Here is a 25689-nt window from a genome sequence, read left to right on the forward strand (position 1 = left end):
GCGGACCCAGTCGTTCGCGCTGACGGATCGCCTGCGTTGGCGATGGGCGGAAACATCACGGCGTCGTCATCCACGGGCGGAGCAAGGAGCGAAGCGACGCGGCGCAGACCCGAGGATCCATGCCGGGACTCGGAAGCGTCGCGGCGGTGCAGAATTCTGCTCCGCTGCACCTGTCAGGAAGGTCGCGGCATGGATCCTCGGGTCTCCGCGACGCCGCTACGCGGCTGCTCCGCCCGTGGATGACGATGTTGGGAAGGCCTCGGCTAATCACCTCGGTTTCGGCTGCCGCAGGCCGCTAGAAGATCAGAACAACGGTGCAGAGACACTAGTTATCCCTCGGCACCCTGGACGCTACCCGAACCAGGAAATCTCGAAAGCTTTCCGGCGGCTTACCGGTAAGCGTGGTGAAGTCGCTGGAGGTCGTGGCATAGCGCCCCTCGGCGATCGAGGCGCACAGTGTGGCGAACGCCTCTTGCCAAGGGGCGTCGAGGCGTGCCGACGCGGAGGCCAGGTAGTCGTCCAGGGAGCAGGGACGATAGCGCAAGGGCTGTCCTGTCGCCTCACCATAACCTGCGGCGATCTCGTCAAAGTTCAGCGTCTGGTTTCCGGTGATCGTGTAAAGGGCGCGGGCGGCGCCCGGTCTGGCCGCCACAGCGGCGACGGCCGCCGCGACGTTGTCGCGCGAGACAGGCGCAACCAGGCCCTGTCCGGCAGGGAGCACCAGTTCCCCCGAGGCTGACGTCAGCCAGGTGTCGTGGATGAGATCGCTGTAGAGGCCGCAGCGCAGGATGGTCGAGGGCACGCCGCATCTGGCCAGCCGGCGCTCGGCGTCGCGGTAGGCAGGCGTGTAGTAGAAGGGCGACGCCTCGCCGACATCGACGATGCTGGTGAAGGTGATGTGGCGGACCCCAGCCGCCGTTGCCGCCGAGATGGCGTTGGCGTGGTGGCGCATGACGGCACCCGCGTCGCCATCGCTTGAAATCAGCACCAGCCGGTCAATGCCGGCGAAGGCTCTTTTCAGCGCGGCGGCATCCTCGTAATCGCCGACGCGCAGCGCTGTTTCCCGGGGCAGGCGCCCTTGCGCGGCCTCAGGCTTGCGGACAAGTGCTGCGACCTCGAGGCCTGACGACACCAGCCTCGAGACGACGGCGCGTCCGACATGGCCGGTGGCTCCGGTGACGAGGATCATTCCTGCCGCTCCAATCTCGCTCTTGACGAACATATATCTCTCTGGTTATACGTCAACCAATAGCCAACGGGTTATCGATCGACATGCCGGACGCTCATGACATGCTCTTCAGGACGCTCGCCGACCCGACCAGGCGGGCGATCTTCGAACGGCTGTGCCGCCAGGGCGAGCAGACGGTGGGGGCGCTGACGAGCCAGTCCGGCGTGTCGCAGCCGGCGGTGTCGAAACATCTCGGCGTGCTCAAGCAGGCCGGTCTGGTGCGCGACCGCCATGAAGGGCGCCAGACACATTACAGCGCGCAGCTCGGTGCGCTGGCGCCGCTGATGGACTGGACGCGTGAGATGGCCGGGTTCTGGGAAAGCCGGTTCGACGATCTCGAGGATTTGCTCAAAAGGATGGACCAGTGAACGATAGTGCCCAGGAGACCCGCACTGTCGTCGTCGAGCGGCAGATTTCCCATCCGCCGGAAAAGCTCTGGCGCGCGCTGACGCAACCGCATCTGATCGAGGAGTGGCTGATGAAGAACGATTTCAAGCCCGCTGTTGGTCACCGCTTCAACATCAGCGCCGATTGGGGCGGCGTGCTGGACTGCGAGGTGCTGGCCGTCGAACCGAACAAGACGCTGTCCTACAGCTGGAACCTCGTGCACCAGGATCCGGCGTTCGATCTCAGGAGCGTGGTGACCTTCACGCTCACCCCGACATCGACCGGAACGCATCTGCGCATGGAACAATCCGGCTTCCGGCCTGACCAGCGGCGCGCCTATGGCGGCGCAAGAACCGGTTGGCCGCAATTCTTCGAGAAGCTGGAGCAGCTTCTCGACCGGACGGACTGAACTCCACCGGCCGAACGAACCCAACACCTGACTTCACCGGGCGGCTTGGCCGCCAGCAAAACCTATGGAGGAAAACGATGAAGATCAAACTGACCAGCATCTATGTGGATGATCAGGAAAAGGCGCTTGCCTTCTACACCGGCGTGCTCGGCCTGACCAAGAAGGCCGATTTCAGCAATGGGCCGTTCCGCTGGCTGACGGTCGCCTCGCCGGATGAGCCCGAGGGCACCGAGCTGCAGCTGGCGCTCAACAACCAGCCGGCGGCCAAGGCCTACCAGCAGGCGATGTTCGAACAGGGCCAGCCGGCGGTGATGTTCTTCACCGACGACATCAAGGGCGATCATGAGCGCATCACGGCGCGCGGCGGCAATTTCGCCATGGCCCCGACCGAAGTGACCGGCTCGACCATCGCCAAGCTGAACGATGGCTGCGGCAATCTCATCCAGATCACGGAGTTGGCGCGCTGGTAGCAGCGCCCGGCTGGTTTCAAGCGTTTTTCCAAGGAGGTAAAATTGGACTGGAGCAAATGGATCAGGCAGGCGCATCGCTGGCTGTCGATCGTTTTCACGGCAACCGTCGTCGCCAATTTCGTCACCATGGCCTTTGGACAGCCGCCCGCCTGGGTGGTCTATTCGCCACTGCCGCCGCTCTTCCTTATGCTGTTCAGCGGCCTCTATATGTTCGTGCTGCCCTATATCGGGAAAGGACGCGGCGTGCAGCGGGTCAACGGATAGGAGGAAGCGTATGGCCAAGTCGACACCGGCCAAGGCTGAGCCGAAGCTGCTTTCCGGCGGCAATCCGCAGATCGCCAAGGGCTATGGCGATGCCCCGGTGCAGGCCTATATCGCGGCGATGCCGGGCTGGAAGCGCGCGATGGGCGGGCGGCTCGATGCGCTCATCGAGCGGGCCGTGCCCGGCGTGCACAAGGCGGTGAAATGGAATTCGCCGCTTTATGGCGTCGAAGGCCAGGGCTGGTTCCTCGGCCTCCACTGCTTCACCAGATACATCAAGGTGGCTTTCTTTCGCGGCATGTCGCTGGATCCGGTGCCGCCAGGCGAATCCAAGAGCCAGGACACGCGCTACCTCAACATCCACGAGGACGATCCGTTCGACGAGGCGCAATTCAGCGCTTGGGTGAAGCAGGCTAGCCAATTGCCTGGCGAGCGCATGTGAGCGCGCTATTGTTCATTTTTTTGAGGAGAACGACATGACCGGATCGCAGGAGAGCAAATCCCCCTCCGAACTGATCGACGGCAGGATCACGGAGCTGGGCGACTGGCGCGGCGAGATGCTCGGCCGGCTGCGCGCGCTCATCCATCAAGCCGATCCCGATGTGGTCGAGACATGGAAGTGGCGCGGGGTTCCGGTGTGGGAGCATGACGGCATGATCTGTACCGGCGAGACCTACAAGAGCGTCGTCAAGCTGACCTTCGCCAAGGGCGCGGCGCTGCCCGATCCGGCGGGATTGTTCAACTCGAGCCTTGAAGGCAATACGCGGCGGGCTATCGATTTTCAGAAGGGTGAGGAGGTCAACGAAGAAGCCTTCAAGGCGCTGGTGCGGGCTGCCGTGGCGCTGAACAAATCGAAGGGGCGGAAGTAACTGCGTCATGGCCCATTGCGCATAACCGTCGCCGACGCCAGAAGATTGGCAATGACTTTGACGCTGCAAGGCAGCAAGCAAGAGTGGCTCGCCGTCTGCCCCACAAAACCAGCCGCGTTTACGATCTGGGAAGCTTGATGGTGCTAGACATCTCGGAATGATGGCTGGCCACCTTGGCCGGCCCCGGATGGATTTGCCATGAACAGCCCGATGCGCATGCCGTGGGTGGACACGGCCAAAGGCCTCTCGATCATCCTCGTGGTCATGATGTATTCCGCCTACAACACCGGCGAGTACACGGGTGGTGTGGGCTTCCTGCACTATGTCATCGGCTTCGCGACGCCGTTCCGCATGCCGGAATTCTTCCTGATCTCCGGACTGTTCCTGTCGCAGGTGATCGACCGGCCGTGGCGGCGCTATGTCGACCGGCGCGTCGTCCACTATCTCTATTTCTACGTGCTGTGGGCGATCATCTCGATCGGACTGAAGATCGGCATCTTCAGCCGGGATCCGGGCGGCATGCTGCACGACCTCGCAATGGCCGTCGTCCAGCCCTATGGCGTGCTGTGGTTCATCTACATGCTGGCGGTGTTCGGCCTGGTCGCCAAGCTTTTGCGGCAATTCCGCGTGCCGGCCTGGATCGTCATCCCGGTCGCTGCCGGCCTGCAGATGTGGGCTCCGCATCCAGACAGCTACGCGCTTGAACAGTTCGCGGCCTATTTCGTGTTCTTCTATCTCGGCTTCCTCTTGGCGCCGCTGGTGTTCCGGCTCGTCGAATGGACGCAACCCCGCCCCATGCTGGCCGTCGCCGGCCTGCTCTTGTGGGCTGTCGTCAACGGCCTGCTCGTCTATTCGCCGGGTTATGCCATGCAGCCGGTCGGCATGCAGATGGGCCTGGCGGCATGGCCGCCGCTGCATCTCACTCTGGCCGTCGCCGGCGCCGTGGCGCTGTGCGTGCTTGGCGGTTTCCTGTCGGCATTCCCTGTCATGGAGTGGCTGCGCTGGCTCGGCGAGCATTCGCTGGTCGTCTATGTCGCCTTCACCATCCCGATGTCGCTCTTTCGCGGCGCCGCGCTCGCAAGCGGCCTGCTGACCGACACAGGCATGCTCAGCCTGGCGGTGCTGCTGGTCTCGATCATCAGTCCGGTCGTGCTCTACCTCATCATCCAGCGTATCGGCTTCGGCATGTTCCTGTTCGAGCGGCCGGCCTGGGCGCATGTCGACAACAGTGCGCCACAAGCGGCATCTAAGGCGGCGCTGCCCGCCACTGCCGCCCAATCAAGCCGCATATAGTCGAGCAGCGGGAGGCCAGCCTCAGCCGTCCCGCAGCCACACCAGCATCTCACTGGGCCACGGGCGGTCCGCAGCCAGTGGCCCGCTGCGACCTTGTTCCCATAGGCTCCCCGCAGTTTCCGGCTAAGCTAGCGGCCGTCAGCGAAGTTTTAAGGGCTGTGCGCCATGGTGGTCGCCCGCCAGGAGTTTCTCCATGCCCGATACATCATACACCCCGAAAGGCCCGGCCTCGCAGCCCGGCAAGCGGGTGGGGCAGGGCAGCGCAGACGAACAGCGCCGCGATGCCGCAACCATCGCCAGGCTCAAGGAGGAACTCGCCGCGCAGGCCGCGCTGATCGCCACGCAGCAGGTTTCGCTGGCCCACAGCCGCAAGATCTTCGACCGGGCGTCGGTCGCGGCGCGCATCGGCGTTTGGGAATGCAGCCTGCCCGGCGAACGGCTGACCTGGACAGATGTGATCTATGATCTGTTCGATCTGCCGCGCGGCGCCGCGCTCGATCGAAGCGAAATCATCAAGTGCTATCCGCCGGAGTCGCGCAAGGCGCTGGACAGTTTGCGCAGCCAGGCCATTGCCGAACGCAGCGGTTTTACCCTCGACGCCGAGATCACCACTTTCGCGGGACATAGCCGCTGGATCCGTATCACCGCGAGCGTCGAGTGCGAAGCCGGCGTGCCGGTGCGCATCTTCGGCATGAAGCAGGACATCACCGAGGAAAAGATCCTGTCGGACCGGATGCGCTATCTCGCCGAATTCGACGCCATGACCGGGCTTGCCAACCGCGCCCGGTTCCAGGCGCGGCTGGCGCATGCCGACGAAGCACGTCCGCTCGGCGCGCTGCTTTTGATCGACCTCGACGGCTTCAAGGCGGTCAACGACACGTTCGGCCACGTCATTGGCGACGGGTGCCTGAAGGCGGCGGCCGAGCGCCTCGCCGGCGGGTGCGGCGAGGCGGAACTGGTGGCGCGTGTCGGCGGCGACGAATTCGCGGTGCTGCTCGGGTCGCATCTCGACCGCGGTGCGGTCTCCGGCGTGGCGCGCGATATCATCGAGGCGATGAGCAGGCCGGTCGCGATCCGCGGCCAGTCGCTGAGGCTCGGCGCCTCGGTCGGCGTCGCGTTTGCCGGGACAGGCTTGCCTTGCGACCTGTTCGCGCAGGCCGACACCGCGCTCTATGCCGCCAAGGCGGCGGGCCGCAACACGTTCCGCATATTCAAGGCGGTGACCGGCGCGAAAGGCCGCAGTGCCGCTGCGTAACCACTAGGCCTTCCTGGTCTCGAGCCGCTGGATCGTTGCTTCGATCCATGCGACGACCGCTGCGATTCGGGCGAGGTGGCGCAGATCGGGATGGGTCAGCAGCCACAATTCGCGCGCCGGGAATGGGTGGCCGTCCTGCGGCATGCGCGTAAGCCCGGCGATGTGATCGGCGGCAATGCAGGGCAGCAGCGAGCGGCCAAGGCCGGCGAGGATCGCCTGCACCAGCGGTTCGGCATCGTTGACGAAAAGCGGGGCATAGCCATCCTTGCGGGCGACGCCGGCGATCCAGCGCGCCTGCGGCAGATATGCCATGCCGTCCTCGTAGGTCAGCCAGGGCAGGTCGATGCTCTGCCCGGGCAAATCGGGCGCCGAGCGATTGCTCGCCGCGTAGGCGGCATAGGCGAGCGTGCCGATGCGCCTGGCGATGATCCGGCCGCCGGTCTCCGACCCCGGCCGGGCAAGCCGCAGCGCAATGTCCGCCTCGCGACGGGTCAGGCTGACGTCGTGCGGGTCGGCGACCAGTTCCAGCCGCAATCCCGGATGGCGGGCGACAAGGTCGGGAACAGCTGGGATCAGCACCCGGTTGATCAGGATCGGCACGGCGGTGACCCGCACCGTGCCGCTGATCTCGCTGTCGGCGCCCTTGACCGCCAGCGTCAGCCCGCCGATCTCGGCCTCGATGGCTTCGGCCCGGCCGGCCGCGACCTCGCCGGCCTGCGTTGGCCGCATTTCGCCTTCCGCGCCGCGTTCGAACAGGCGCGCGCCGAGCGCCCGCTCTATCGCCCGCAGGCGCCGCGCCACCGTCGTCGGATCCAGCCCGAGCCGGCGACCGGCAGCGGCGAAGGACCCTTCACGGGTCAGCGCCAGCACGTAGCGCAGGTCATTCCAGTCGATATCGTGCATTTTTGCAGCTCAATCAGGCGATCTTTCAGCATGAAGCTGCGAGAATGCTGCGTTAAGGTCGCTGTGTCCATCATCGGAGAGACGACGTGATCCTCGCCTACGACTTCCCGCGCACAATGAAGTACAGAGCCTACGGCTCCGATCGGATATGAGCATGGCCGATCTGTCTGTCGCGGGCCACTCAGGCGGCGCGGTGCTGTTCCTGCTGGCGGTGGCTTTCATCGCCGGCCTGGCGCGCGGCTTTTCCGGCTTCGGCGCGGCGCTGATCTTCATGCCGCTGGCAAGCTCGATTATCGGGCCGAAATTGACGGCGCCGCTGCTCTTGATCATCGACGCGGTCGCCGCCCTTGGCCTGCTGCCGCGCGGCTGGCTGCTGGCGGACCGGCCGAGCGTCGGCACGATGACGCTCGGCGCGCTGGTCGGCGTGCCGCTCGGCACCTATGCGCTGGCGCGGATGGACCCGCTGGCGCTGCGCTGGGGCATCGTGGCCCTGGTGGTGCTGCTGCTCGGCGTGTTGATGTCGGGCTGGCGCTATCATGGCCGTCCTGCGACACCGCTGACGGTCGGCGTCGGCGGGCTCGCCGGCTTCTTCTCCGGTGCTGCCCAGGTCGGCGGCCCGCCGGTCGTGGCCTATTGGCTGGGCGGGGGCGGCAATGGCGAGATCGTGCGCGCCAACATCATCTTGTATTTCGCCCTGTCGAGCGCGCTGACCGCCGCCAGCTATCTCGCCGGAGGGCTGATCACGCTGCCGGTCCTTGCCCTGGCGCTGGTGACAGGCCCGTTCTATGGATTTGGTCTCTATCTCGGCTCGCATCTGTTCGGCCGCACGACCGAGCGCGGCTATCGCTGGGCCTGTTACGGGCTCATCGCCATGGCCTCGATCGTCAGCCTTCCCGTGCTGGATTCCATCCTCGGCCGCTGAGCCGGTCCACTTCCGAAAAGCGGTTCCATGACGACGCGGGGAGGCATTTTTCAACGTGCCGACAGAACGCGCTCGGCGCTTAACTTTTCCGCAAGCATTTGCCGGTTAGGTCGACCGCGATGGCCTCGTGGCGGAGCGGCGACGCTGGAGACTGCAAATCTCTGAAGCCTCGGTTCGATCCCGAGGCGAGGCCTCCAAAAATCATTTGGAAGAGACCCTGCGCCGGCCCCCTGTCGCGGCCGATTTGCGCGTTCCGGCCATGAAGGCGAGGGGCGAGCTTAAAACCATCTATTTGAATTTGGCATGCAGGGCGCTCGCCAAAAGAGTGCTATGGCAAGGGGGTGGGCATGCTTGCTCCGATTTTCCCCCGACATTCGAGGTCATTTTCGTGCGTGAACCGTCGCTGCTGCCCGTCTTTGGAAAACTCGGCACCAAGCCGTCCGTCGCCGTCACGGCGGCGCCGGCCGCTTCGGCGGGCATCGCGTCGCGCCTGCGCGAGGCTGTGGCCACGCATGGCGGCATGGCGCTGAAGCTGTCGGTGATTGCCTGGACGATACTGGTCCTGGGCACGGTGTTTTTCATGATGCAGGGCTGAGCAGCATGGCAAATCGATACGCACTGCGCATGGACTTGCCCCAGAGCTGGGCCATCATCGATGTCTTCACCGGCCAGCCGGTCGAGGTCAGGCAAAGAGTAATGGTCGGCATGAACCCGCGCGACGCCAACGCCATGCTCGATCAGATGAATGTCCGCGACATCAAGCGCCGGGAGAGGGCGGAGCGCAAGCCCTGACCCCTGGCCGTCCCGCGGCCATCCAGACCATTATAGCTTCAGCTGAAGTCGTCGGCCGTCAGCACATACATGCTTTTGCGGGTGCGGTCGTAAGCCTTCGAAGCAACGTTGCGGATAGCGCTGCTCTCGGTGTCGAATGTCGCGAGGTAGCCTGCCTCGTTGGCGGCGGTCGCCGGCTGGATCCGGGTCATCGCATCGGCGGCGACCGAAAAGGAAATCTGGAACATGCCGTCATGGCCGACGAAACGGATGCGCCTGCCGGCTTCGTCGTAGCTGCGGCTGCGATTGGGGAAGGTCAGGCTCATGTCTTGGCCTCCGTCACCTTCTTGGTCGCCCGCTTCTTCTTCGGCGTCGGGTTCAGGGCTTCGGCGACGCGGTCCGCCTCTTCCTTGGCCAGCCGCAATTCCCGCAGCCTTGCCGTCTTGATCTCCCTTGCCCTTGCCTCGGACATGTACTCGGCGGTTGCCTTGTTGCGCTCGGCCGTCTTCTTCTGCTTGTCGACAAAGCGGGCTTCAGCTTTTTCCATGATCGTCTGATTGCCGTCGGCCATCGCATAAATCTCCTTGGTACCTGGAATCGTGAAAATGAACTTGTCCGATAAATAGGCACTCGACCGGCAAAATTCAATTTTTTGAATTATTTGACCGCTTTCGGATATCACGAAACGGATAGGCGAAATAATACTTTTCAATATTTAATTGGTCCCTCGAATAATTTTTGGCACTCCTATCTATCGAGTGCCAAAGCGCCTATAGCAGAGCAGCGGCCGCCTATGCCGGCCCCAGAAAGAAGTTTTCATGAAGTTTCGGCCACTCCACGACCGCGTCGTCATCCGGCGCGCCGAAGGCGATACCAAATCAAAAGGCGGCATCATCATTCCCGACAATGCCAAGGAAAAGCCGCAGGAAGGCGAAGTCATCGCCGTCGGCCCCGGCGCGCGCGACGAAAACGGCGCGCTTGTTCCGCTCGACGTCAAGGCCGGCGACCTGATCCTGTTCGGCAAATGGTCAGGCACCGAGGTCAAGATCGACGGCGAGGACCTGCTGATCATGAAGGAAGCCGACATCATGGGCGTCATCGAAAAGAGCGTCGAAGCCAAGAAGGCCGCCTGACTGGAGCGCCGCGCGTTCCGCGCGGCGACGAATCCACTCCAAATTCGAACGGGATAAAAATATGTCTGCCAAGGAAATCAAATTCGCCACCGACGCGCGCGACCGTATGCTGCGCGGCGTCGAGATCCTCACCAATGCGGTGAAGGTCACGCTCGGCCCCAAGGGCCGCAACGTCATCATCGACAAGGCCTATGGCGCGCCGCGCATCACCAAGGACGGCGTCACCGTCGCCAAGGAGATCGAGCTTGCCGACAAGTTCGAGAACATGGGCGCGCAGATGGTGCGCGAAGTGGCCTCGAAGACCAACGACCTCGCCGGCGACGGCACCACCACCGCCACGGTGCTGGCCGCCTCGATCCTGCGCGAGGGCGCCAAGCTGGTTGCCGCCGGCATGAACCCGATGGACCTCAAGCGCGGCATCGACCAGGCCGTTGCCGCCGTCGTCGGGGAAATCAAGGCCAAGGCCAAGAAGGTCAAGTCGTCGGCCGAGATCGCGCAGGTCGGCACCATCGCCGCCAATGGCGACGCTACCGTGGGCGAGATGATCGCCAAGGCGATGGACAAGGTCGGCAATGACGGCGTCATCACCGTCGAGGAAGCCAAGACCGCCGAAACCGAGCTCGACGTCGTCGAGGGCATGCAGTTCGACCGCGGCTATCTCAGCCCGTATTTCGTCACCAATGCCGACAAGATGCGCGCTGAACTGGAGGAGCCCTACATCCTCATCCACGAGAAGAAGCTCGGCAATCTGCAGGCGATGCTGCCGATCCTCGAAGCGGTGGTGCAGAGCGGCAGGCCGCTGCTGATCATTTCGGAAGACGTCGAGGGCGAGGCGCTCGCCACGCTGGTCGTCAACAAGCTGCGCGGCGGCCTCAAGGTCGCGGCGGTCAAGGCGCCGGGCTTCGGCGATCGCCGCAAGGCCATGCTGGAAGACATCGCCGTGCTCACATCGGGCCAGATGATCTCGGAGGATCTCGGTATCAAGCTCGAGAACGTCACCATCGAGATGCTCGGCCGCGCCAAGCGCGTGCTGATCGAGAAGGACACCACCACGATCATCGACGGCGCCGGCACCAAGGCGACCATCCAGGCGCGTGTCGCCCAGATCAAGGGCCAGATCGAGGAGACCACCTCCGACTACGACAAGGAGAAGCTGCAGGAGCGGCTGGCCAAGCTGTCCGGCGGCGTTGCCGTCATCCGCGTCGGCGGCGTCACCGAGTCGGAAGTCAAGGAAAAGAAGGACCGCATCGACGACGCGCTGAACGCGACGCGCGCCGCGGTCGAGGAAGGCATCGTGCCCGGCGGCGGCGTGGCCCTGCTGCGCGCCCGGTCGGCACTTGCCGGCCTCAACGGCGCCAATGCCGATGTCACCGCCGGTATCTCCATCGTGCTGCGCGCGCTGGAAGCGCCGATCCGCCAGATCGCCGAGAACTCCGGCGTCGAGGGCTCCATCGTCGTCGGCAAGCTCTCCGACAGCAAGGACCACAATCAGGGCTTTGACGCCCAGAACGAGACCTATGTCGACATGATCAAGGCCGGCATCGTCGACCCGGCGAAAGTGGTGCGCACCGCGCTGCAGGATGCCGGCTCGATCGCGGCCTTGCTGATCACCGCCGAAGCCATGATCACCGACATTCCGGCCAAGGATGCGGCGCCGGCAGGTGGCGGCGGCGGCATGGGCGGTTACTAACTATCCAGCCGGCTGCAAGGGCGGCTTCATGGAAGCCGCCTTTCGACCCGACCTGAATCGCGCCAAGTCGGCTCTTCTCTGAGCCGGGGAAGACTACCGCCGGGGGATTCTCTCCCGGCGCACAGGCCTCTAGCCCAGGAGATCGATCCATGATCGTGTTCGCGCAGAAGCCACAGACGGTCGTCACGACCGAAACCACCGAGGAAAGCCGGTTCGACCGCATCCGCAGGATTGCCGCCGACAAGCACAAGAAATCCGATTCCGACACGGCAACGCCACAAAAGGGCGAACCGAAGCGCCCGATGTGAGCGCTGCGCCACGACGCTGCAGGCCGTTCAATTCAAACATCACATCGCGTGCCAGCGGCGCGAGTTCGATCGTCGCGGGCCGAGCGTGATCCAGCCAGACACCTTCCTGTCGGCAGTATCGGCGTATCCGGTATTGTCATTATATTAGCCTAAGCGCATATTTGTCCGGCAGTGGGCCCTTGGCCGCCAACGCGTCCAAGGGCGCCTGCGATTGTTCCGAAAAATAAATCGCTCCGTGACGCTCGAATTGTGGAGCAGCACGAGACATGACATTTGGAGGAAATACCCATGAAAGTGACTATCCTGGCAAACTATGCGCCTCATGCCGCCAAGGGATTGATGCAAGGCTCGGACAGGCAGGCCGCGGTCAAGGCGCTTTTTGAAAGTGTGGGCGGCAAGGTGACCAGCGTGATGTTCACGCGCGGCATCTATGACGTCGTTGTCAATGGCGAGGTGCCGGACCAGTCAGCGGGGATTGGCATGTCCCTTGCGGTGCGAGCGAGCGGCTCGCTGACCGAGATGGTTGTACTGGAAGAACTCGACATGAAGGCAGTGCTCGCGGCCGCCAAAAAGGCTGCCGGCGCTTACAAACCCGCCGGCTGATGGATTTGCCTTCCCGATCAAGGCAGCACGGTTCGATGGACGTGCCGTGCTGCCGAATACCGGACAGGGCATCTTCTTGCCACTTTCGCGGCGACAGGAATTCAAGCTAGTATCATGCGGTGGTCGTTTGGTGCAGAGAGCTTGCGGAAACGGAACCGCGTTCTCAGTTCGGAGACAAGCCATGTTTGCGGCCAAGCCCATCGACACCACGGACAAGGCCGCGTTCTACCGCGACCTCGCCGCTCAACTGAAGGCGCTGCTTGAAGGCGAGAATGACTCGATCGCCAATGCCGCCAACACCGCGGCGCTGATCTTCCAGATGGTGCCCGACCTCAACTGGGCCGGCTTCTATTTCCTGGCCTCGGACGAGGAACTGGTGCTGGGACCATTCCAGGGCAAGCCGGCCTGCGTGCGCATCGCGGTCGGCAAGGGCGTGTGCGGAACGGCGGTCGAACTCGGCACCTCCATGCTGATCAAGGATGTGCACGATTTCCCCGGCCACATTGCCTGTGACGCGGATTCACGCTCGGAACTGGTCGTTCTTCTGGAAGACGAAGAAGGCGTCTTCGGCGTGCTCGATCTCGACAGCCCGCTGCCCGGAAGGTTCGATCAGGCCGACCAGGCGGGTATCGAGAAGCTGGCGGCGATCTATGCGGCTGCGAGTTCGTTCGAGGACTGAGCGGTCGTCTTCAGGATAAGTGTCGGCGTTGAGTTCTACGGCGTCCCTTCTGTCCTGCCGGACATCTCCCCCACGGGTGGGGAGATTGGATGTCATCTCTGCCTTCGCCAATTTTCACCGTTGCAAGAAAAGCGCCGACCAAGCAGGTAGCCGATCTCCCCCCTAGTGGGGGAGATGTCCGGCAGGACAGAGGGGGGCGCCGTAGGGCACTTACCTGGCAAGCCTACCGCCCCGCCTTCAGCGCACCATCGAAAGCCGCCCCGGCCATCTCAATCAGCTGCGCATGGATCGCCTCGCGCGAGCGGCCACCCCCATCATCGCACAGGGGATCACCGATCTCTTCGGACACGATGATCGCGGCCGCGCCAGGCTTGCACGCGCCGAACATGCTGTAGTGGCTGGCATCCTCGATCGTCGCATAGCCTGCATTTGCAATCGCCTTTGCGATGCCGGAGGCGTCGGCGGTTGCAGGGATCTTTCCCGGCCGGCCGAGATTGACGATGGCGGCCGGAATCTTGATGCCGGCGAAGCTCTTGAGGTCAAAGACATCGACTGGAGCCGGATCGATCGCCATGGCGAAGCGGATGCGTTCGTCGCTGTTGTCGCGGCCGGCGGGCTGCAGATCCATGGCGTGGAGATCAACGCTGCTTTGCCTGATCCACTGGCAAAGCGAGGCGTTGAGCGCGTCCGTATCGCAATAGGCCGCCAGCAACTTGGGGTCGACGCGGGCACCGGCTATGGCCAGTGCGGTATTGCCCCCCATGGAAAGGCCGAGAACGCCGACTTTGCCTTGCTCGAGGTGATCGCCGAAGACCTTGCCGATCGCGTCCAGCGTCGCCGTGAGGTCGGCGGGCCGCAGCCAGAGTTTCATCGTCTCGGCGGCGGATCTGTTTTTCCCACCATTTCCTGGGTGCGTCGGTGCGGCAACGACAAAGCCCTGCCTCGCCAAGGGCGTTGCAATCCAGCTCAGCGCCTGCGGGGTCCCCGCCAGCCCGGCGCCATGCGACAGCAGGATCAGCGGAAATTTTCCACCTGACATCGGTGCATCGCGCATGGCCGACGTGCCGACGAAGAGCTCGCTGTCGCCCAGATTGACCGGCTCGCCGCCCGGCTGCGCCGGGTACCAGACCGTGACGTCGAGATCGGTGCCGCGCTCGGCTGAGCGAGCGGGAAAGTGACGAACGCCGACAGCGTCGCCGGCGTTGGCGGCATTCTGCGCCAGCATTGTCGAAACGATGATGGTGCAAAGTGTGATCCAGAACTTCATTGAACGCTCCATTGTCGAGCGCGTGCCATGGCTGGAGGCCAGGACATCGGCTCCCTGTGTCGATGGCGCGATATCGGCCGATTTGCGCGAGGTCGGCGACCTCGATCGCGATCGAGGACTGGCTGGTGGCCAACGAAGCCGAGAGCTTTCAGCCACCCACAGGGGTTGCGAGCGATTGCGCGTTGCGTTCGCGCCAGGCGAGCGGCGTCATATCCGTCACGCGGCGGAATTCGCGGTTGAAGTTCGACTTGGTCTGGAAGCCGGCCGCGAACATGATTTCGGTCACCGATTGGCCGGTCTCAGTCAGCAGCCGGCAGGCCTCGGCGATGCGGTGTTCGTTGACATATTGCGAGACGTTCTTCCCCGTCGCCCGGTTGATAACAGCCGAAATCTGCCGTGCCGGTATGCCGGCGCGCCGGGCCAGGCGGTTGAGGTTCAAATTGGCGTCCCGGTAGAGTTTTTTCTCCTGCAGCACGTCCTCGACCCTGCGAAGCGTGTCGGCGTCTTCGCTGGCGTCGATCGGGGAGGCGGCCTCGGCCTGCTCCGTGGGCGGCACATGGCTCTGGCTGGCGGCGGCCGCCGCCACGCCGACAATGACCAGGATGAAAAGATTGGCGATGCCGATCACCATCGCCGCGCGGTCGCCGCGGCCGGATGCCACCTCGAGGGACACCAGCATGTCGACCATGCCCGACAGGCACAGCGTCAATGCCGAGGCGATGATGGCGCGGTAGGCGGGGACCGCGCCGTCGAAGGGGGCAAGGCGCAGCCCGTCGGCGCCGGAGCGCAGCAGCCAGAGAATGGCGGCGGCGTAGATGCAATCGATTGCGATCAGCGCCGCGTCGACCGCGTCGCGCCAGACGATCACCAGCACGGCGACGATGGCGGCCGGCGCTGCGTGGAGTGCCAGCCGCGCCGGCCATTGGCGGTCGCTGGTGCGGGCAAGCTTCGCGACGCCGGCATAAAGCAGCGCCGGCATGATCGCGGCGGAGACGGGCGCGATATAGCCCACTTCGCTGATGCCATAACCCCAGCGCAGTCCGGTGAGCACCGATTGCAGCGCGGCGAGCAGGATCAGGGCCAGAAAAGGCAAGTTGGGCGCCGCCTCATCCTCGCGTCTGGCGACCACCCAAAGTAGGATTAGCAGCAGCAGCAGCGCGACGACGAAGGGCAGGGGAACAAACGGCATGGATCGGTTGAGGCTCGCGTGCTGACAAGCGGACCCTAGCCGATGTGTCTTGATTCCCAAACTCGCACGACGCCGGCGCCGGGCGTCATCCGTGTTTCCCCTCGAAGGCAGCGGTGAAGAAGCCGACCAGGCCGGACGGTGCGCTGTCGCCGATCAGCAACTCCAGGATCTGGTGCGCGTCCACGGCGGCCGTTTTGCTGCGCGGGAACATCGCCTGTTCGTAGGCGGTGAGGGCCGCCTCGATGTCTCCGGGATGCGCAGCGATCGCCTTGCCGAGTTCGGCGCCGTCGAACATCGCCAGGTTCGCGCCTTCGCCGGCCGGTGGCGCCAGATGTGCCGCATCGCCGAGCAGCGTTACCCCTGGCACGCGGTCCCAGCGATGGCCGGTGGGGAGTGTGTTGATCGTGCGCAGCACCGGCGGGGTTTCGCCATCGGTGATCAGCGCGGTCAGCGCCGGCGCCCAGCCGTCGAACTCGGCCGCGATCCGCGCTTTTGCCGTGGCCGCGTCAGCGAAGTCGATGCCGGCGAACCATTCGGCGGGCCGGCTGAGCGCCACATAGGTGTGAAGTACGGCTCCCGCCTCGCGATGCCCGAAGATGCCTTGGCCAGGGGCCAGCGCGAAAAGCGCGCCGCCACCCATGGCCCCGGCCGCCGCTGGATGCTGCTCGTCGGCATCGTAGAGATAGGTCTCGACAAACGACGTGCCGATATAGGCGGGCATGGCATCCGACAGCAGTGGCCGGACCTTCGACCAGGCGCCGTCTGCACCGACGAGGATGTCTGTGGTCACATCAGACCGGTCCGCGAATGTCAGCTGGTGCCGGCCGGCGCCAAGGACCGCGACGCTTGTGAGCTTCTTTCCCCACTGGATGGTCTGCGCCGGCAAGGAGTCGATGAGAATGCGCCTGAGATCGCCGCGCAACACTTCGGGGCGTCCGCCGGTGCCGTCATCGGGTTCTTCGAACAGCACCGTGCCGTGCTGGTCGAGCACGCGCGACGCCTGGCCGCCTTCATGGATGATGGCGCGGAATGCGTCGGTGAGGCCGGCCTGGGCGAGCGCGAGCTGTCCGCTGTCTGCGTGGATATCGAGTTGCCCGCCTTGCGTGCGCGCCTCTGCCGAGGGCTCCGCCTCATAGATCGTCGCTGCTATGCCATGGACGTAGAGGACGCGGGCGAGGGTGAGGCCCCCCAGGCCCGCACCGATGATGGTGACCGGTGACATTGTCATCTTTCTCTTGAAAATGAGTTGGAACACTGTTCCATTCATTTTATTTGGAACGCCGTTCCATAAATGTCAAGATGATGCCCATGGCAAAAACGACTCAACGGACCGAACGGCGCACGGACGCGCTTTCCAAGGAGCGGATCATCGCGGCCGCGATCGGCATCCTCGATGATGGCGGCGAGGAGGCCCTGACCTTCCGGGCGCTCTCGGCACGCCTGGCAACCGGGGCAGGCGCGATCTACTGGCACGTCGCCGACAAGAACGAGCTGCTCGCGGCGGCGACCGACGATGTCATCACTGGAGCCATGACCGGTGTGGCCAGCGGTGAGGAGCCGCGGCAGGCGATCCGGGCCATTGCTCTGGGCTTGTTCGACGTGATTGAAGCGCACCCCTGGTCGGGCGCGCAGCTTTCACGCGTGCCCTGGCAAGCCTGCGTGGGGGAGATCTTTGAAAGCATCGGCAGCCAGGTCGATGCGCTCGGCGTAGCCGAACAGGCGCAGCTCGATGTCGCTTCCGCTCTGGTGCACTACATACTGGGCTACGCGGGGCAGAACGCGGCGAATGCGAAGAATGCCCAGCTTCTGCCGCCGGATACGGACCGCACGGCGTTCCTGGCGACGATCGTCGTCCGATGGACGCAACGCGATCCTGCCGGGTTTCCGTTCCTGCAGCGGATGGCGACCCGGTTTGCCGAGCATGACGACCGCCAGCAATTCCTGGCCGGCATCGACCTCATCCTGGCCGGCATCGGACTATCCGATAGGAATTAGGCGAACTTCACCAGCATCAGGCTGAATCCGCCGATGAACAGGAAGGCGCAGAAGGCCAGCGCCAGCGGACGCAGGCCGCGCGAGCGCAGTTGCGAGATGTCGGCCTGCAGGCCCATGGCGGCGAGCCCCATGGTCAGCATGATGGTGGTGGCGAGCGCCACCGACGACTTCACGTCGGCGGGCACGGTGACCAGGCTGTTCAGCGCCACGACGGCGACGAAGGCGGCGACGAACCATGGCATGGGCGGGCGCGCCCCGGATTGATCGCCTGACTGGTCGCTGCTCGTCCTGCGGCGCGCCATCAGGCCGAGCGCGATGACCATCGGCGCCAGCATGGCGACGCGGGTGAGCTTGGCCACGGTGGCGATCTCGCCGGACTGGGTGCCGTTCTGGAAGCCGGCGCCGATGACCTGCGCCACCTCGTGGATGGACGCGCCGGCCCACAGGCCGAAAGCGTGCTGGTCGAGGCCGAGCAGCGGCGCCAGCAGCGGGAAGCCGAGCATGGCGACGGTGCCGAACAGCGTGATCGAGGCGACGGCGTAGGTCACGTCCTCATCGCGCGCATCGGTGACGATGTTGGTGGCGACGATGGCCGAGGCGCCGCAGATCGAGGTGCCGGCGGCGATCAGTTGCGCCAGCTTCCGGTCGACGCCGATCAGCCGGCCGAGCGTGACGGTGAAGAGGAAGGTGGCGCCAAGCGTGGCCGCCACGATGCCGACGCCGCCGGCGCCGATCGAGACGACCTGGCCGAGCGTCAGCTGGAAGCCGAGCAGCACGATGGCGAAGCGCAGCAGGCGCTTTTGCGAGAAGGCGATGCCGGCCCTGGCGTGGGCAGGCGTGCCGAGCACGTTAGAATAGACCATGCCGGCGACGACGGCCAGGATCATCGGGCTGAACAGGGCAAAGCCGGAGACATTGTGCGCCGAGAAGGCAACCGCCGTGATCATCGCCACCAGCACGATGCCGGGGATGACGCCGTTCCACATCGAATCGAGGCGCTTGCGGCCGGCGGTCAGCTCGGCCGGTATCAGGCTTTTCGGAATATCGTTCGCGATGCGGGTGGCGGAAGACAATGCAATTCTCCAGGCGGGTATGCTGGAGGAATGCCATTCCTGAACAGATCATTCCAACGAATTGTTTTGGTTAGAATGATCGATTTTTACGAACGGTCGTAGTGAAGGACCAGTCCGGCTACAACAATTCCTGCCACCGACGCGCGCCATGAACTACGCGCACGATCTCGGCACCGTCGTCGATCTGGCGATAGAGAATCAGGTAGTTTCCCGCAGGGAATGTGCGCAAGCCCGCTCGCACGTCCGGCCGGGCAACACCCATTCCCGGCATGTCGGCGATGCGCTGGCAATGGGCATGGATTTCTTCATACCAGCGCAGTGCCGCCGAGGGACTATCCTCGGCGATATAGAGCGCGATGGCTTCGATATCCGCTTCGGCTTCCGGCCGTAGGCGCAGTGTCATCGCGACGTGCGCTCGGCGATCCTGGCATCGAGCTTGCTTTTGATCCGAGCGAAGGCTTCGCCACCGTCGACGGCGTTACCGCTTGCCATGCCTTCATCCCAAAGTCGGCCCAATTCGTCGACAGCCTGATCACGCTGCATCCGGCGAAATTTCCATTCGCGCAGCGCCTCACGCATGACTTCGCTCGCCGAGGCGTATTCGCCCGCCGCAACGACCTCCCGCATCATGCTTGCCATTTCAGGGGTGAGGGCAACGCTCACTTTCTCGACATTGGCCATCTGTGTCTTCTCCTGCGACATAAGGTAGGCAAGTTTACCACCAGCTGCAAGGAGGAGACATTCATCGCACCCGAAATCAAATCTGCGCTTCGATCGCCGCCTTGTCGATGACCGACCACACGTTCCTGATCCGGTCATCCAGATACTCATAAAACACGTTCTCGCTGAACGAGACCTTTTTGCCGTTAATGGGCAAGTCGAAAAAGGTCCCCTTCGGCGTGCAGTTGAACTGAAGGCGGCTGGCGATGAACGGTGGCTCGGCAATCAGCAGCTGGACGTCGAAATAGAGGTCCGGAATTTCCCGGAAATCCCGTTCCAGCATGGCGCGGTAGCCTGACAGGCCGACTCGGTCGCCATTATAGTGCACCTCGTCATGGACGAAGCGATGCAGCCTTTGCCAATCCTGATTGTTGAGGCAGTCGATATAGCCTCGGTAGAGGTCGGTTTGGGTCACGGCATCGGCTCCGGGTTCGTCAGATCCGGCAGGAAGATAGAACGACCGTGGGGACAGTCCAGATGGAGCGGGACTATTCCCTGTACCGCAGCGCATCGACCAGCAGCGAGAAGGCCGGCGTCGCCTGGCGGCGGCTGGGGTAATAAAGGTGGTAGCCGGGGAAGGGCGGGCACCAGTCGGCCAGCGCCCGCACCAGCCGGCCGTCGGCCAATTGCGCCTTCACCTGGTCCTCCGGCAGATAGGCAAGGCCGAGGCCCGCCAGCACGGCATTCATGCGCAGCCCCGCCGTGTTGAAGATCAACTGGCCCTCGACGCGGACTTTCAGCTCGCGCCCGGCCTTTTCGAATTCCCAGGCATAGAGCCCGCCATAGGTCGGCAGGCGCAAATTGATGCAATTGTGGGTGGTCAGGTCCTGCGGCGTGCGCGGCTTGGGCCGCCGGGCGAAATAGGCCGGCGAGCCAACCACGGCCATGCGCATGTCGGGGCCGATGCGAACCGCGATCATGTCGTGCGCCACCTGTTCGCCAAGGCGCACGCCGGCATCATAGCGCTCGGCGACGATGTCGGTCAGGCCGTAGTCGACGATGATCTCGATCCTTATGTCGGGATAGTCGGGCAAAAGCCTTGATATTGCCGGCCACAGCACTGCGTCGGCCGCGTGCTCGCCGGCGGTGATGCGGATGGTGCCGGCGGGCTTTTCGCGCAAGGCGCTCAACGCAGCGAGTTCGGCCTCGATCTCGTCGAGCCTCGGGCCGACGGAGCGCACCAGGCGCTCGCCGGCCTCGGTGGGCGACACGCTGCGCGTGGTGCGGGTGAGCAACCGCACGCCCAGCCGCTCCTCCAGCGCGCGCACAGTGTGGCTGAGCGCCGATTGCGACACGCCAAGCTGTGCCGCCGCCCTGGTGAAGCTTTTTTCGCGCGCAACCGCAAGGAAGGCGGTGAGCTCGTTGAGATTGTCTCGCGGCATTGATGAGCCTGTCTCATAAGTACATGCCGGATATAGCACCTAATCCAGGCCAATCGCAGCCGCTAAATAAGCGCCATCACAATCGGCTGCCCGAGATCGGCGGCCTTGAAGGCCGCTGGCAGCGTCCTGTCCGGCGTCGAAAAGGGAAAAACCATGGATATCAAGCGAAGCGGCTCACAAGCCTCCGGCAAGGGCCCGGGCGATTGGTTCACCGGCACGGTGCGCATCGATCCGCTGTTCGCGGCCATCGCGCCGGCCCGCGCGGCCGGCAACGCCGTTACCTTCGAGCCCGGCGCACGCACCGCGTGGCACACCCATCCGCTCGGGCAGTTGCTGATCGTCACCGCCGGCTGCGGCCGCGTGCAGCGCGAAGGCGGGCCGGTCGAGGAGATCCGGCCCGGCGACGTGGTTCGCTTCGAGCCGGGTGAAAAGCACTGGCACGGCGCGGCGCCCACCACCGCCATGACCCATATCGCCATCCAGGAGGCGCTCGACGGCAAGGCCGTCGACTGGATGGAGCACGTCAGCGACGCGCAGTACCAGGCCTGAACAAAGGAGCAAGACAATGCAAAAGCGCACACTTGGAACAAGCGGCCTCGAAGTCTCGGCCATCGGGCTCGGCTGCATGGGCATCAGCCAATCCTACGGGGCACCGATGGCGACGCCGGATGCCGTTCGCCTGATCCGTTCCGCGGTCGAGCGTGGCATCACCTTCTTCGACACCGCGGAGGTCTATGGACCTTTCGCGAATGAGGAGGTCGTCGGCGAGGCGCTGCAGCCGATCCGCGACCAGGTGGTGATCGCCACCAAATTCGGCATCGACATTGCCGGCACGGCCGGACATCAAGGCATGGACAGCCGGCCGCGGCATATTCGCGACGTCGTCGAGGCCTCGCTCAAGCGGCTGAGGACAGATCGCATCGATCTCCTCTACCAGCACCGCGTCGATCCGGTCGTGCCGATCGAGGAGGTGGCGGGCACGGTCAAGGACCTGATCAGCCAAGGCAAGGTCAAGCATTTCGGCCTCTCCGAGGCGGGTGTGCGCACCATCCGGCGCGCCCATGCGGTGCAGCCGGTCGCGGCCCTGCAAAGCGAGTACTCGCTGTGGTGGCGTGAGCCCGAGGAGGCGATCCTGCCCGTGCTCGAGGAACTGGGCATCGGCTTCGTGCCCTTCAGCCCGCTGGGCAAGGGTTTCCTCACCGGCGCCATCAACGCCAACACGACGTTCGACAGCAGCGACTTCCGCAACACCGTTCCGCGCTTCGCGGAGGAGGCCCGCAAGGCCAACCAGGCGCTGGTCGACGCGATCGTCGCGATCGCGGCGAAGAAGAAGGTGACCCCGGCACAGGTCGCGCTCGCCTGGCTGCTGGCGCAAAAGCCATGGATCGTTCCGATCCCCGGCACGACGAAGCTCAATCGCCTCGAGGAGAACATCGGATCGTGCGACGTTACGCTGACGGCGGACGATCTTGCCGACATCGAGAACGCGGTCTCGGCGATCGCCGTGCAGGGCGAGCGCTATTCGCCGCAACAGGCGGCGAGGATCGATCGCTGACGCGTATCAGAAAGGAAAATCATCATGACTGAGAACATCAAGGGCAAGGTCGTCGTCATCACCGGTGCCAGCAGCGGGCTGGGCGAGGCCGCCGCGCGGCTTTTGGCGAAAGAGGGTGCGAAGCTGGTGCTGGGCGCGCGCCGCCTCGACCGGCTTGAGGCACTGGCCGGCGAGTTGTCGCTCGGCAAGGACGCCGTTCTGGCAACCGACGTGACCGATGTCGGCCAGGTCCGGCGGCTCGTCGACCATGCGGTGAAGATTCACGGCCGCGTCGACGTCATCATCAACAATGCCGGCCTGATGCCGCACTCGCCGCTGGAGCGCGGCAAGGTCGAGGACTGGGACCGGATGATCGACGTCAACATCAAGGGCGTGCTTTACGGCATAGCCGCCGCCTTGCCGCATATGAAGGCGCAGAAGAGTGGCCATATCATCAACGTGTCGTCGGTAGCGGGCCACAAGGTCGGGCCGGGCGGTGCGGTCTATGCCGCCACCAAGCACGCGGTGCGCATCATCTCCGAAGGGCTGCGGCAGGAGGTAAAACCCTACAACATCCGCACCACCATCATCTCGCCCGGTGCCGTGGCGACGGAGCTGCCCGACAGTGTCACCGAGGCGGATGTCGCGGCGGGCGTGCGCGCGCTCTACGATCGGGTGGCCATCCCCGCCGATTCCTTCGCCAGGACGGTGGTGTTCGCCATGAGCCAGCCCGACGAGGTGGATATCAACGAGATCCTGTTTCGGCCGACAGCGCAGGAGTATTGAGACCTCGGTGCGACGTTTGAGGGGGCCGTTTGCTTAGACGTGCCGTATGCCATTGGCGATTGGCTGAAGCGTCCAACACTTCGTCATCCTCGGGTCTTCGCGACGCCGCTGCGCGGCTGCTCCGCCCGTGGATGACGAAGTCGGGGGCTTGGGCCAATCCCCAAACCTTGACGCGCCGCGCTTCCTGCGCCAGCTTGGCGCCATGTTCGCCCTCGCGCCCACCAACACCAACCGACGCCGCCGCCCATCGCGGAGCGGCAAGCTGATTGCGCGACGACGAAGGCCGGCAGGATAGATCCGGTTCGTTCGTTTCCAGCCCCGCCCGCGACAACAGCCGGCGGGGTTTTTCATGCCTGGAGCTTGCCATGACAGACAATTCCATCCGGTTTCGGCCGGCCGGGCCCGCTGACGCCGTTGCGATCCGGGACATCGTTCGATCAGCCTATGCGAAGTGGGTGCCGGTGATCGGCCGCGAGCCGCTGCCCATGCGCGCCGACTACGACAAGGCCGTTGCCGAGCATCCGTTCGATCTTGCAATCGCGGACGGCCGCGTCGTCGGCATGATCGAAACCGTGCTGGCCGACGATCACCTGTGGATCGAGAATGTCTGCGTCGCGCCGGAGGCGCAGGGCAGGGGCATCGGCCGGCTGTTGCTGGAGCGGGCCGAACAGAAGGCGCTCGAAGCCGGTCGCCCGGAGCTGCGCCTGCTGACCAATGGTGCTTTCGCCGACAATGTGTCGTTGTACAAATGGCACGGCTATGTGATCGACCGGGAGGAGCCGTTCATGGGCGGCATGACGGTCTATATGAGCAAGAGGCTCGCGGGCTGATACGGGCGGCTTCGTTAGGGCGTGAACGGCTTCGAAGCAGCGCTCTACGCCAAGGAACTCGACGGCGGATATTCAGCGCTTCGGATAAGTGCTGGCTCAATCACTGGCGTGCTGGCTCAACCACTTCGGGGGTTGCGTTTGACAGCGGCGTTTGCGCATCGTTATCTCTAGCTGGATATCACGGCCGGAACGGCCTACGGCACCCCCAAGGAGAAAACCATGTCACACAATCTGCAGTTCTATATCGATGGCGCGTGGGTCGATCCTGTTGTGCCCAACACGCTCGATGTCATCGATCCCTCGAACGAGGATGCCTTCGCGCAGATCTCGCTCGGCTCCAAGGCCGATGTCGACAAGGCGGTGGCCGCCGCCAAGCGCGCCTTCAATACATTCGGCTTCACCTCGGTCGAAGAGCGGCTCGACATCCTGAACCGCGTCATCGAGGTCTACAAGAAGCGCTCCAAGGACCTGGCGCTCGCCGTATCGCGCGAGATGGGCGCGCCGCGCCAGATGGCGCTTGACAGCCAGGTCGGCATTGGCCTTGCACATCTGCAGAAGATGGCCGAGACGCTGAAGACCTTCCAGTTTCGCCACGTCAAGGGCAGCGCGCTGATCGTCAAGGAGCCGATCGGCGTCGTCGGCCTGATCACGCCGTGGAACTGGCCGCTGAACCAGATCACCTGCAAGGTCGGCCCCGCGCTCGCCGCAGGCTGCACCATGGTGCTGAAGCCTTCCGAAATCGCGCCGCTCGACGCCATCATCTTCGCCGAGATCATCGACGAGGCGGGCGTGCCGAAGGGCGTGTTCAACCTCGTCAACGGCGATGGCCCGGGCGTTGGCCAGGCGCTGTCCAGCCACCCCGACGTGGACATGATGTCGTTCACCGGTTCGACCCGGGCCGGCATATTGGTGGCCAAGGCCGCCGCCGACACGGTCAAGCGCGTGCACCAGGAGCTTGGCGGCAAGTCGGCCAACATCCTGTTCCCGGATGTCGACCTCGCCAGCGCGGTCACCAAGGGCGTCGCCGGCTGCTTCGGCAACTCAGGCCAGTCCTGCAACGCGCCGACCCGCATGTTCGTGCCGCGCGACCGTCATGACGAGGCTGCCGGTTATGCCAAGGCAGCGGCGGAAAAGTTCACCGTTGGCCCGGCCGACGGCGCCAACACCAAGCTTGGCCCTGTCGTCAGCCAGATCCAGTTCGACAAGATCCAGGACCTGATCCAGAGCGGCATCGACGAGGGTGCGACGCTGGTCGCCGGCGGCCCCGGCCGCCCGGCCGAACTGAACCGCGGCTACTATATCAGGCCGACCGTGTTCGCCGACGTCACCCACGACATGCGCATCGCGCGCGAAGAAATCTTCGGGCCGGTGCTGGCGATCCTGCCCTATGACACGGTCGAACAGGCGGTCGAGCAGGCCAACGACACCGTCTACGGCCTCGCCTCCTATATCCAGGCCAAGGACATCCAGAAGGCCCGCGACGTGGCGGCGCGCATGCGCTCCGGCAATGTCTACATCAACTACCCGACCTGGGATGCCGGGCTGCCCTTCGGCGGCTACAAGCAGTCGGGCAACGGCCGCGAATACGCCGAATACGGGCTCGACGATTTCCTCGAGATCAAGGGCATCGCGGGGTACGAAGCGGCTGAGTAATGCCGATACAGCGCGCCGCTCGTGCGGCGCGCTGATCTTGCTACATGGGTGCAGTGGAGCTGATTTCCGAAGTCGGCGC

34 protein-coding genes and 1 tRNA gene are annotated in these 25689 nt (G+C 64.4%); 23 read left to right on the top strand and 12 right to left on the bottom strand.

The features are described 5' to 3' along the window. Positions 1–325 precede the first annotated feature (325 nt). Entirely contained in the window at positions 326–1189 is an 864-nt protein-coding gene (locus AC07UC_RS14905; RefSeq protein ID WP_494906541.1) for an NAD(P)H-binding protein, read from the bottom strand. Positions 1190–1272: 83 nt separating this feature from the next. Between AC07UC_RS14905 and AC07UC_RS14910 the strand changes: the two genes are divergently transcribed. From AC07UC_RS14910 to AC07UC_RS14945, 8 genes are all read left to right on the top strand, one after another. Beyond that, a complete protein-coding gene (locus AC07UC_RS14910) occupies positions 1273–1596 on the top strand; it encodes an ArsR/SmtB family transcription factor (RefSeq protein WP_056570925.1) in 324 nt (107 codons plus the stop codon). Continuing rightward, positions 1593–2024, top strand: a complete 432-nt coding sequence (locus tag AC07UC_RS14915; protein ID WP_494906542.1) for an SRPBCC family protein — start codon at positions 1593–1595, stop codon at positions 2022–2024. Before AC07UC_RS14910 ends, AC07UC_RS14915 begins: the two co-directional genes overlap by 4 nt. Positions 2025–2101: 77 nt before the next feature. Then, on the top strand, positions 2102–2494 hold the full coding sequence (locus AC07UC_RS14920) for a VOC family protein (protein WP_140774174.1): 393 nt from the start codon (positions 2102–2104) through the stop codon (positions 2492–2494). 42 nt (positions 2495–2536) lie between these two features. Next, a complete protein-coding gene (locus AC07UC_RS14925) occupies positions 2537–2758 on the top strand; it encodes a hypothetical protein (protein WP_202326558.1) in 222 nt (73 codons plus the stop codon). 10 nt (positions 2759–2768) lie between these two features. Further along, positions 2769–3197, top strand: coding sequence for a DUF1801 domain-containing protein (locus AC07UC_RS14930; protein WP_140774172.1), 429 nt, complete (start codon positions 2769–2771; stop codon positions 3195–3197). 34 nt (positions 3198–3231) lie between these two features. Then, entirely contained in the window at positions 3232–3624 is a 393-nt protein-coding gene (locus tag AC07UC_RS14935) for a DUF1801 domain-containing protein (protein WP_494906543.1), read from the top strand. Between the two features lie 198 nt (positions 3625–3822). Further along, complete coding sequence (locus tag AC07UC_RS14940; RefSeq protein WP_494906544.1) at positions 3823–4917, top strand: acyltransferase family protein; 1095 nt, start codon at positions 3823–3825, stop codon at positions 4915–4917. A 193-nt stretch (positions 4918–5110) separates the two neighbouring features. Further along, complete coding sequence (locus AC07UC_RS14945; protein WP_494906545.1) at positions 5111–6172, top strand: diguanylate cyclase domain-containing protein; 1062 nt, start codon at positions 5111–5113, stop codon at positions 6170–6172. A 3-nt stretch (positions 6173–6175) separates the two neighbouring features. Here AC07UC_RS14945 and AC07UC_RS14950 read toward each other — a convergent pair whose 3' ends face one another. Beyond that, positions 6176–7075, bottom strand: a complete 900-nt coding sequence (locus AC07UC_RS14950) for a LysR family transcriptional regulator (RefSeq protein WP_494906546.1) — start codon at positions 7073–7075, stop codon at positions 6176–6178. Between the two features lie 154 nt (positions 7076–7229). On the opposite strand from AC07UC_RS14950, the gene AC07UC_RS14955 reads away from it, so the two are divergent. From AC07UC_RS14955 to AC07UC_RS14970, 4 genes are all read left to right on the top strand, one after another. Further along, positions 7230–7997 carry a sulfite exporter TauE/SafE family protein gene (locus tag AC07UC_RS14955; protein WP_494906547.1) on the top strand — a complete coding sequence of 256 codons (768 nt, stop codon included), beginning with the start codon at positions 7230–7232 and terminating at the stop codon, positions 7995–7997. Between the two features lie 121 nt (positions 7998–8118). Continuing rightward, positions 8119–8194, top strand: a tRNA-Cys gene (locus tag AC07UC_RS14960). Positions 8195–8385: 191 nt separating this feature from the next. Next, positions 8386–8592 (top strand): hypothetical protein, encoded by a 207-nt coding sequence (locus AC07UC_RS14965; protein ID WP_202326564.1) that lies wholly within the window; start codon positions 8386–8388, stop codon positions 8590–8592. 5 nt (positions 8593–8597) lie between these two features. Next, positions 8598–8789 carry a hypothetical protein gene (locus tag AC07UC_RS14970; RefSeq protein WP_202326565.1) on the top strand — a complete coding sequence of 64 codons (192 nt, stop codon included), beginning with the start codon at positions 8598–8600 and terminating at the stop codon, positions 8787–8789. Positions 8790–8827: 38 nt separating this feature from the next. On the opposite strand, the gene AC07UC_RS14975 is transcribed toward AC07UC_RS14970, so the two are convergent. Further along, positions 8828–9094, bottom strand: coding sequence for a DUF1488 family protein (locus tag AC07UC_RS14975; RefSeq protein WP_140774164.1), 267 nt, complete (start codon positions 9092–9094; stop codon positions 8828–8830). After that, complete coding sequence (locus AC07UC_RS14980) at positions 9091–9339, bottom strand: hypothetical protein (protein WP_140774163.1); 249 nt, start codon at positions 9337–9339, stop codon at positions 9091–9093. Before AC07UC_RS14980 ends, AC07UC_RS14975 begins: the two co-directional genes overlap by 4 nt. A 247-nt stretch (positions 9340–9586) precedes the next feature. Between AC07UC_RS14980 and AC07UC_RS14985 the strand changes: the two genes are divergently transcribed. The 5 genes from AC07UC_RS14985 (at position 9587) to AC07UC_RS15005 (ending at position 13181) form a co-directional block, all read left to right on the top strand. Next, the gene (locus AC07UC_RS14985; protein ID WP_019859661.1) at positions 9587–9901 is read left to right on the top strand and encodes a co-chaperone GroES; all 315 of its coding nucleotides are present in this window, start codon (positions 9587–9589) and stop codon (positions 9899–9901) included. Positions 9902–9962: 61 nt separating this feature from the next. After that, on the top strand, positions 9963–11591 hold the full coding sequence (gene groL, locus AC07UC_RS14990; protein ID WP_202326566.1) for a chaperonin GroEL: 1629 nt from the start codon (positions 9963–9965) through the stop codon (positions 11589–11591). Positions 11592–11740: 149 nt separating this feature from the next. Next, the gene (locus tag AC07UC_RS14995; RefSeq protein WP_019859659.1) at positions 11741–11899 is read left to right on the top strand and encodes a hypothetical protein; all 159 of its coding nucleotides are present in this window, start codon (positions 11741–11743) and stop codon (positions 11897–11899) included. A 288-nt stretch (positions 11900–12187) separates the two neighbouring features. Continuing rightward, positions 12188–12502 carry a GYD domain-containing protein gene (locus AC07UC_RS15000; RefSeq protein ID WP_056570949.1) on the top strand — a complete coding sequence of 105 codons (315 nt, stop codon included), beginning with the start codon at positions 12188–12190 and terminating at the stop codon, positions 12500–12502. A gap of 181 nt (positions 12503–12683) precedes the next feature. After that, entirely contained in the window at positions 12684–13181 is a 498-nt protein-coding gene (locus tag AC07UC_RS15005) for a GAF domain-containing protein (RefSeq protein WP_494906548.1), read from the top strand. A gap of 223 nt (positions 13182–13404) precedes the next feature. Here AC07UC_RS15005 and AC07UC_RS15010 read toward each other — a convergent pair whose 3' ends face one another. From AC07UC_RS15010 to AC07UC_RS15020, 3 genes are all read right to left on the bottom strand, one after another. Beyond that, positions 13405–14448 carry an alpha/beta hydrolase family protein gene (locus AC07UC_RS15010; protein ID WP_494906549.1) on the bottom strand — a complete coding sequence of 348 codons (1044 nt, stop codon included), beginning with the start codon at positions 14446–14448 and terminating at the stop codon, positions 13405–13407. A 148-nt stretch (positions 14449–14596) separates the two neighbouring features. Beyond that, positions 14597–15637 (bottom strand): helix-turn-helix domain-containing protein, encoded by a 1041-nt coding sequence (locus tag AC07UC_RS15015; RefSeq protein WP_494906550.1) that lies wholly within the window; start codon positions 15635–15637, stop codon positions 14597–14599. An 85-nt stretch (positions 15638–15722) separates the two neighbouring features. Next, the gene (locus tag AC07UC_RS15020; RefSeq protein WP_494906551.1) at positions 15723–16865 is read right to left on the bottom strand and encodes an FAD-dependent oxidoreductase; all 1143 of its coding nucleotides are present in this window, start codon (positions 16863–16865) and stop codon (positions 15723–15725) included. Between the two features lie 71 nt (positions 16866–16936). On the opposite strand from AC07UC_RS15020, the gene AC07UC_RS15025 reads away from it, so the two are divergent. Continuing rightward, a complete protein-coding gene (locus AC07UC_RS15025) occupies positions 16937–17632 on the top strand; it encodes a TetR/AcrR family transcriptional regulator (protein WP_494906552.1) in 696 nt (231 codons plus the stop codon). On the opposite strand, the gene AC07UC_RS15030 is transcribed toward AC07UC_RS15025, so the two are convergent. From AC07UC_RS15030 to AC07UC_RS15050, 5 genes are all read right to left on the bottom strand, one after another. Continuing rightward, a complete protein-coding gene (locus AC07UC_RS15030; RefSeq protein WP_494906553.1) occupies positions 17629–18705 on the bottom strand; it encodes a YeiH family protein in 1077 nt (358 codons plus the stop codon). The two genes, AC07UC_RS15025 and AC07UC_RS15030, sit on opposite strands and share 4 nt — an antisense overlap. Before the next feature lie 118 nt (positions 18706–18823). Beyond that, entirely contained in the window at positions 18824–19108 is a 285-nt protein-coding gene (locus tag AC07UC_RS15035; protein WP_494906554.1) for a type II toxin-antitoxin system RelE/ParE family toxin, read from the bottom strand. Then, the gene (locus AC07UC_RS15040; RefSeq protein WP_172349353.1) at positions 19105–19386 is read right to left on the bottom strand and encodes a type II toxin-antitoxin system ParD family antitoxin; all 282 of its coding nucleotides are present in this window, start codon (positions 19384–19386) and stop codon (positions 19105–19107) included. Before AC07UC_RS15040 ends, AC07UC_RS15035 begins: the two co-directional genes overlap by 4 nt. Positions 19387–19462: 76 nt before the next feature. Then, positions 19463–19840: an ester cyclase gene (locus AC07UC_RS15045; protein ID WP_494906555.1), complete on the bottom strand. Its 378-nt coding sequence runs from the start codon at positions 19838–19840 to the stop codon at positions 19463–19465. Positions 19841–19913: 73 nt separating this feature from the next. Further along, the gene (locus tag AC07UC_RS15050) at positions 19914–20807 is read right to left on the bottom strand and encodes a LysR family transcriptional regulator (protein WP_202326574.1); all 894 of its coding nucleotides are present in this window, start codon (positions 20805–20807) and stop codon (positions 19914–19916) included. Between the two features lie 153 nt (positions 20808–20960). Here AC07UC_RS15050 and AC07UC_RS15055 point away from each other — a divergent pair, with 153 nt between their 5' ends. The 5 genes from AC07UC_RS15055 (at position 20961) to AC07UC_RS15075 (ending at position 25610) form a co-directional block, all read left to right on the top strand. Beyond that, the gene (locus tag AC07UC_RS15055) at positions 20961–21356 is read left to right on the top strand and encodes a (R)-mandelonitrile lyase (RefSeq protein ID WP_115142549.1); all 396 of its coding nucleotides are present in this window, start codon (positions 20961–20963) and stop codon (positions 21354–21356) included. Between the two features lie 16 nt (positions 21357–21372). Continuing rightward, a complete protein-coding gene (locus AC07UC_RS15060; protein WP_494906556.1) occupies positions 21373–22362 on the top strand; it encodes an aldo/keto reductase in 990 nt (329 codons plus the stop codon). A 24-nt stretch (positions 22363–22386) separates the two neighbouring features. Next, positions 22387–23127 (top strand): SDR family oxidoreductase, encoded by a 741-nt coding sequence (locus tag AC07UC_RS15065; protein WP_494906557.1) that lies wholly within the window; start codon positions 22387–22389, stop codon positions 23125–23127. 365 nt (positions 23128–23492) lie between these two features. Next, on the top strand, positions 23493–23957 hold the full coding sequence (locus tag AC07UC_RS15070) for a GNAT family N-acetyltransferase (RefSeq protein WP_494906558.1): 465 nt from the start codon (positions 23493–23495) through the stop codon (positions 23955–23957). A 219-nt stretch (positions 23958–24176) separates the two neighbouring features. After that, positions 24177–25610: an aldehyde dehydrogenase family protein gene (locus AC07UC_RS15075; RefSeq protein WP_494906559.1), complete on the top strand. Its 1434-nt coding sequence runs from the start codon at positions 24177–24179 to the stop codon at positions 25608–25610. Positions 25611–25689: the final 79 nt, after the last annotated feature.

Source organism: Mesorhizobium sp. GW821-FHT04C10, assembly GCF_059420305.1.

Bases quoted from the DNA above. Each gene is read 5' to 3' on its own strand.
- AC07UC_RS15050 (WP_202326574.1), bottom strand. From the start codon at position 20,807: ATGCCGCGAGACAATCTCAACGAGCTCACCGCCTTCCTTGCGGTTGCG.
- AC07UC_RS14955 (WP_494906547.1), top strand. From the start codon at position 7,230: ATGGCCGATCTGTCTGTCGCGGGCCACTCAGGCGGCGCGGTGCTGTTC.
- AC07UC_RS14920 (WP_140774174.1), top strand. From the start codon at position 2,102: ATGAAGATCAAACTGACCAGCATCTATGTGGATGATCAGGAAAAGGCG.
- AC07UC_RS14970 (WP_202326565.1), top strand. From the start codon at position 8,598: ATGGCAAATCGATACGCACTGCGCATGGACTTGCCCCAGAGCTGGGCC.
- AC07UC_RS14945 (WP_494906545.1), top strand. From the start codon at position 5,111: ATGCCCGATACATCATACACCCCGAAAGGCCCGGCCTCGCAGCCCGGC.
- AC07UC_RS15075 (WP_494906559.1), top strand. From the start codon at position 24,177: ATGTCACACAATCTGCAGTTCTATATCGATGGCGCGTGGGTCGATCCT.
- AC07UC_RS14940 (WP_494906544.1), top strand. From the start codon at position 3,823: ATGAACAGCCCGATGCGCATGCCGTGGGTGGACACGGCCAAAGGCCTC.
- AC07UC_RS14910 (WP_056570925.1), top strand. From the start codon at position 1,273: ATGCCGGACGCTCATGACATGCTCTTCAGGACGCTCGCCGACCCGACC.
- AC07UC_RS14980 (WP_140774163.1), bottom strand. From the start codon at position 9,339: ATGGCCGACGGCAATCAGACGATCATGGAAAAAGCTGAAGCCCGCTTT.
- AC07UC_RS15035 (WP_494906554.1), bottom strand. From the start codon at position 19,108: ATGACACTGCGCCTACGGCCGGAAGCCGAAGCGGATATCGAAGCCATC.
- AC07UC_RS14950 (WP_494906546.1), bottom strand. From the start codon at position 7,075: ATGCACGATATCGACTGGAATGACCTGCGCTACGTGCTGGCGCTGACC.
- AC07UC_RS15040 (WP_172349353.1), bottom strand. From the start codon at position 19,386: ATGGCCAATGTCGAGAAAGTGAGCGTTGCCCTCACCCCTGAAATGGCA.
- AC07UC_RS15060 (WP_494906556.1), top strand. From the start codon at position 21,373: ATGCAAAAGCGCACACTTGGAACAAGCGGCCTCGAAGTCTCGGCCATC.
- AC07UC_RS14975 (WP_140774164.1), bottom strand. From the start codon at position 9,094: ATGAGCCTGACCTTCCCCAATCGCAGCCGCAGCTACGACGAAGCCGGC.
- AC07UC_RS15015 (WP_494906550.1), bottom strand. From the start codon at position 15,637: ATGCCGTTTGTTCCCCTGCCCTTCGTCGTCGCGCTGCTGCTGCTGCTA.
- AC07UC_RS15020 (WP_494906551.1), bottom strand. From the start codon at position 16,865: ATGACAATGTCACCGGTCACCATCATCGGTGCGGGCCTGGGGGGCCTC.
- AC07UC_RS15010 (WP_494906549.1), bottom strand. From the start codon at position 14,448: ATGAAGTTCTGGATCACACTTTGCACCATCATCGTTTCGACAATGCTG.
- AC07UC_RS15000 (WP_056570949.1), top strand. From the start codon at position 12,188: ATGAAAGTGACTATCCTGGCAAACTATGCGCCTCATGCCGCCAAGGGA.
- AC07UC_RS14935 (WP_494906543.1), top strand. From the start codon at position 3,232: ATGACCGGATCGCAGGAGAGCAAATCCCCCTCCGAACTGATCGACGGC.
- AC07UC_RS14930 (WP_140774172.1), top strand. From the start codon at position 2,769: ATGGCCAAGTCGACACCGGCCAAGGCTGAGCCGAAGCTGCTTTCCGGC.
- AC07UC_RS15025 (WP_494906552.1), top strand. From the start codon at position 16,937: ATGATGCCCATGGCAAAAACGACTCAACGGACCGAACGGCGCACGGAC.
- AC07UC_RS14905 (WP_494906541.1), bottom strand. From the start codon at position 1,189: ATGATCCTCGTCACCGGAGCCACCGGCCATGTCGGACGCGCCGTCGTC.
- AC07UC_RS14995 (WP_019859659.1), top strand. From the start codon at position 11,741: ATGATCGTGTTCGCGCAGAAGCCACAGACGGTCGTCACGACCGAAACC.
- AC07UC_RS15005 (WP_494906548.1), top strand. From the start codon at position 12,684: ATGTTTGCGGCCAAGCCCATCGACACCACGGACAAGGCCGCGTTCTAC.
- AC07UC_RS15070 (WP_494906558.1), top strand. From the start codon at position 23,493: ATGACAGACAATTCCATCCGGTTTCGGCCGGCCGGGCCCGCTGACGCC.
- AC07UC_RS14985 (WP_019859661.1), top strand. From the start codon at position 9,587: ATGAAGTTTCGGCCACTCCACGACCGCGTCGTCATCCGGCGCGCCGAA.
- AC07UC_RS15065 (WP_494906557.1), top strand. From the start codon at position 22,387: ATGACTGAGAACATCAAGGGCAAGGTCGTCGTCATCACCGGTGCCAGC.
- groL (WP_202326566.1), top strand. From the start codon at position 9,963: ATGTCTGCCAAGGAAATCAAATTCGCCACCGACGCGCGCGACCGTATG.
- AC07UC_RS15055 (WP_115142549.1), top strand. From the start codon at position 20,961: ATGGATATCAAGCGAAGCGGCTCACAAGCCTCCGGCAAGGGCCCGGGC.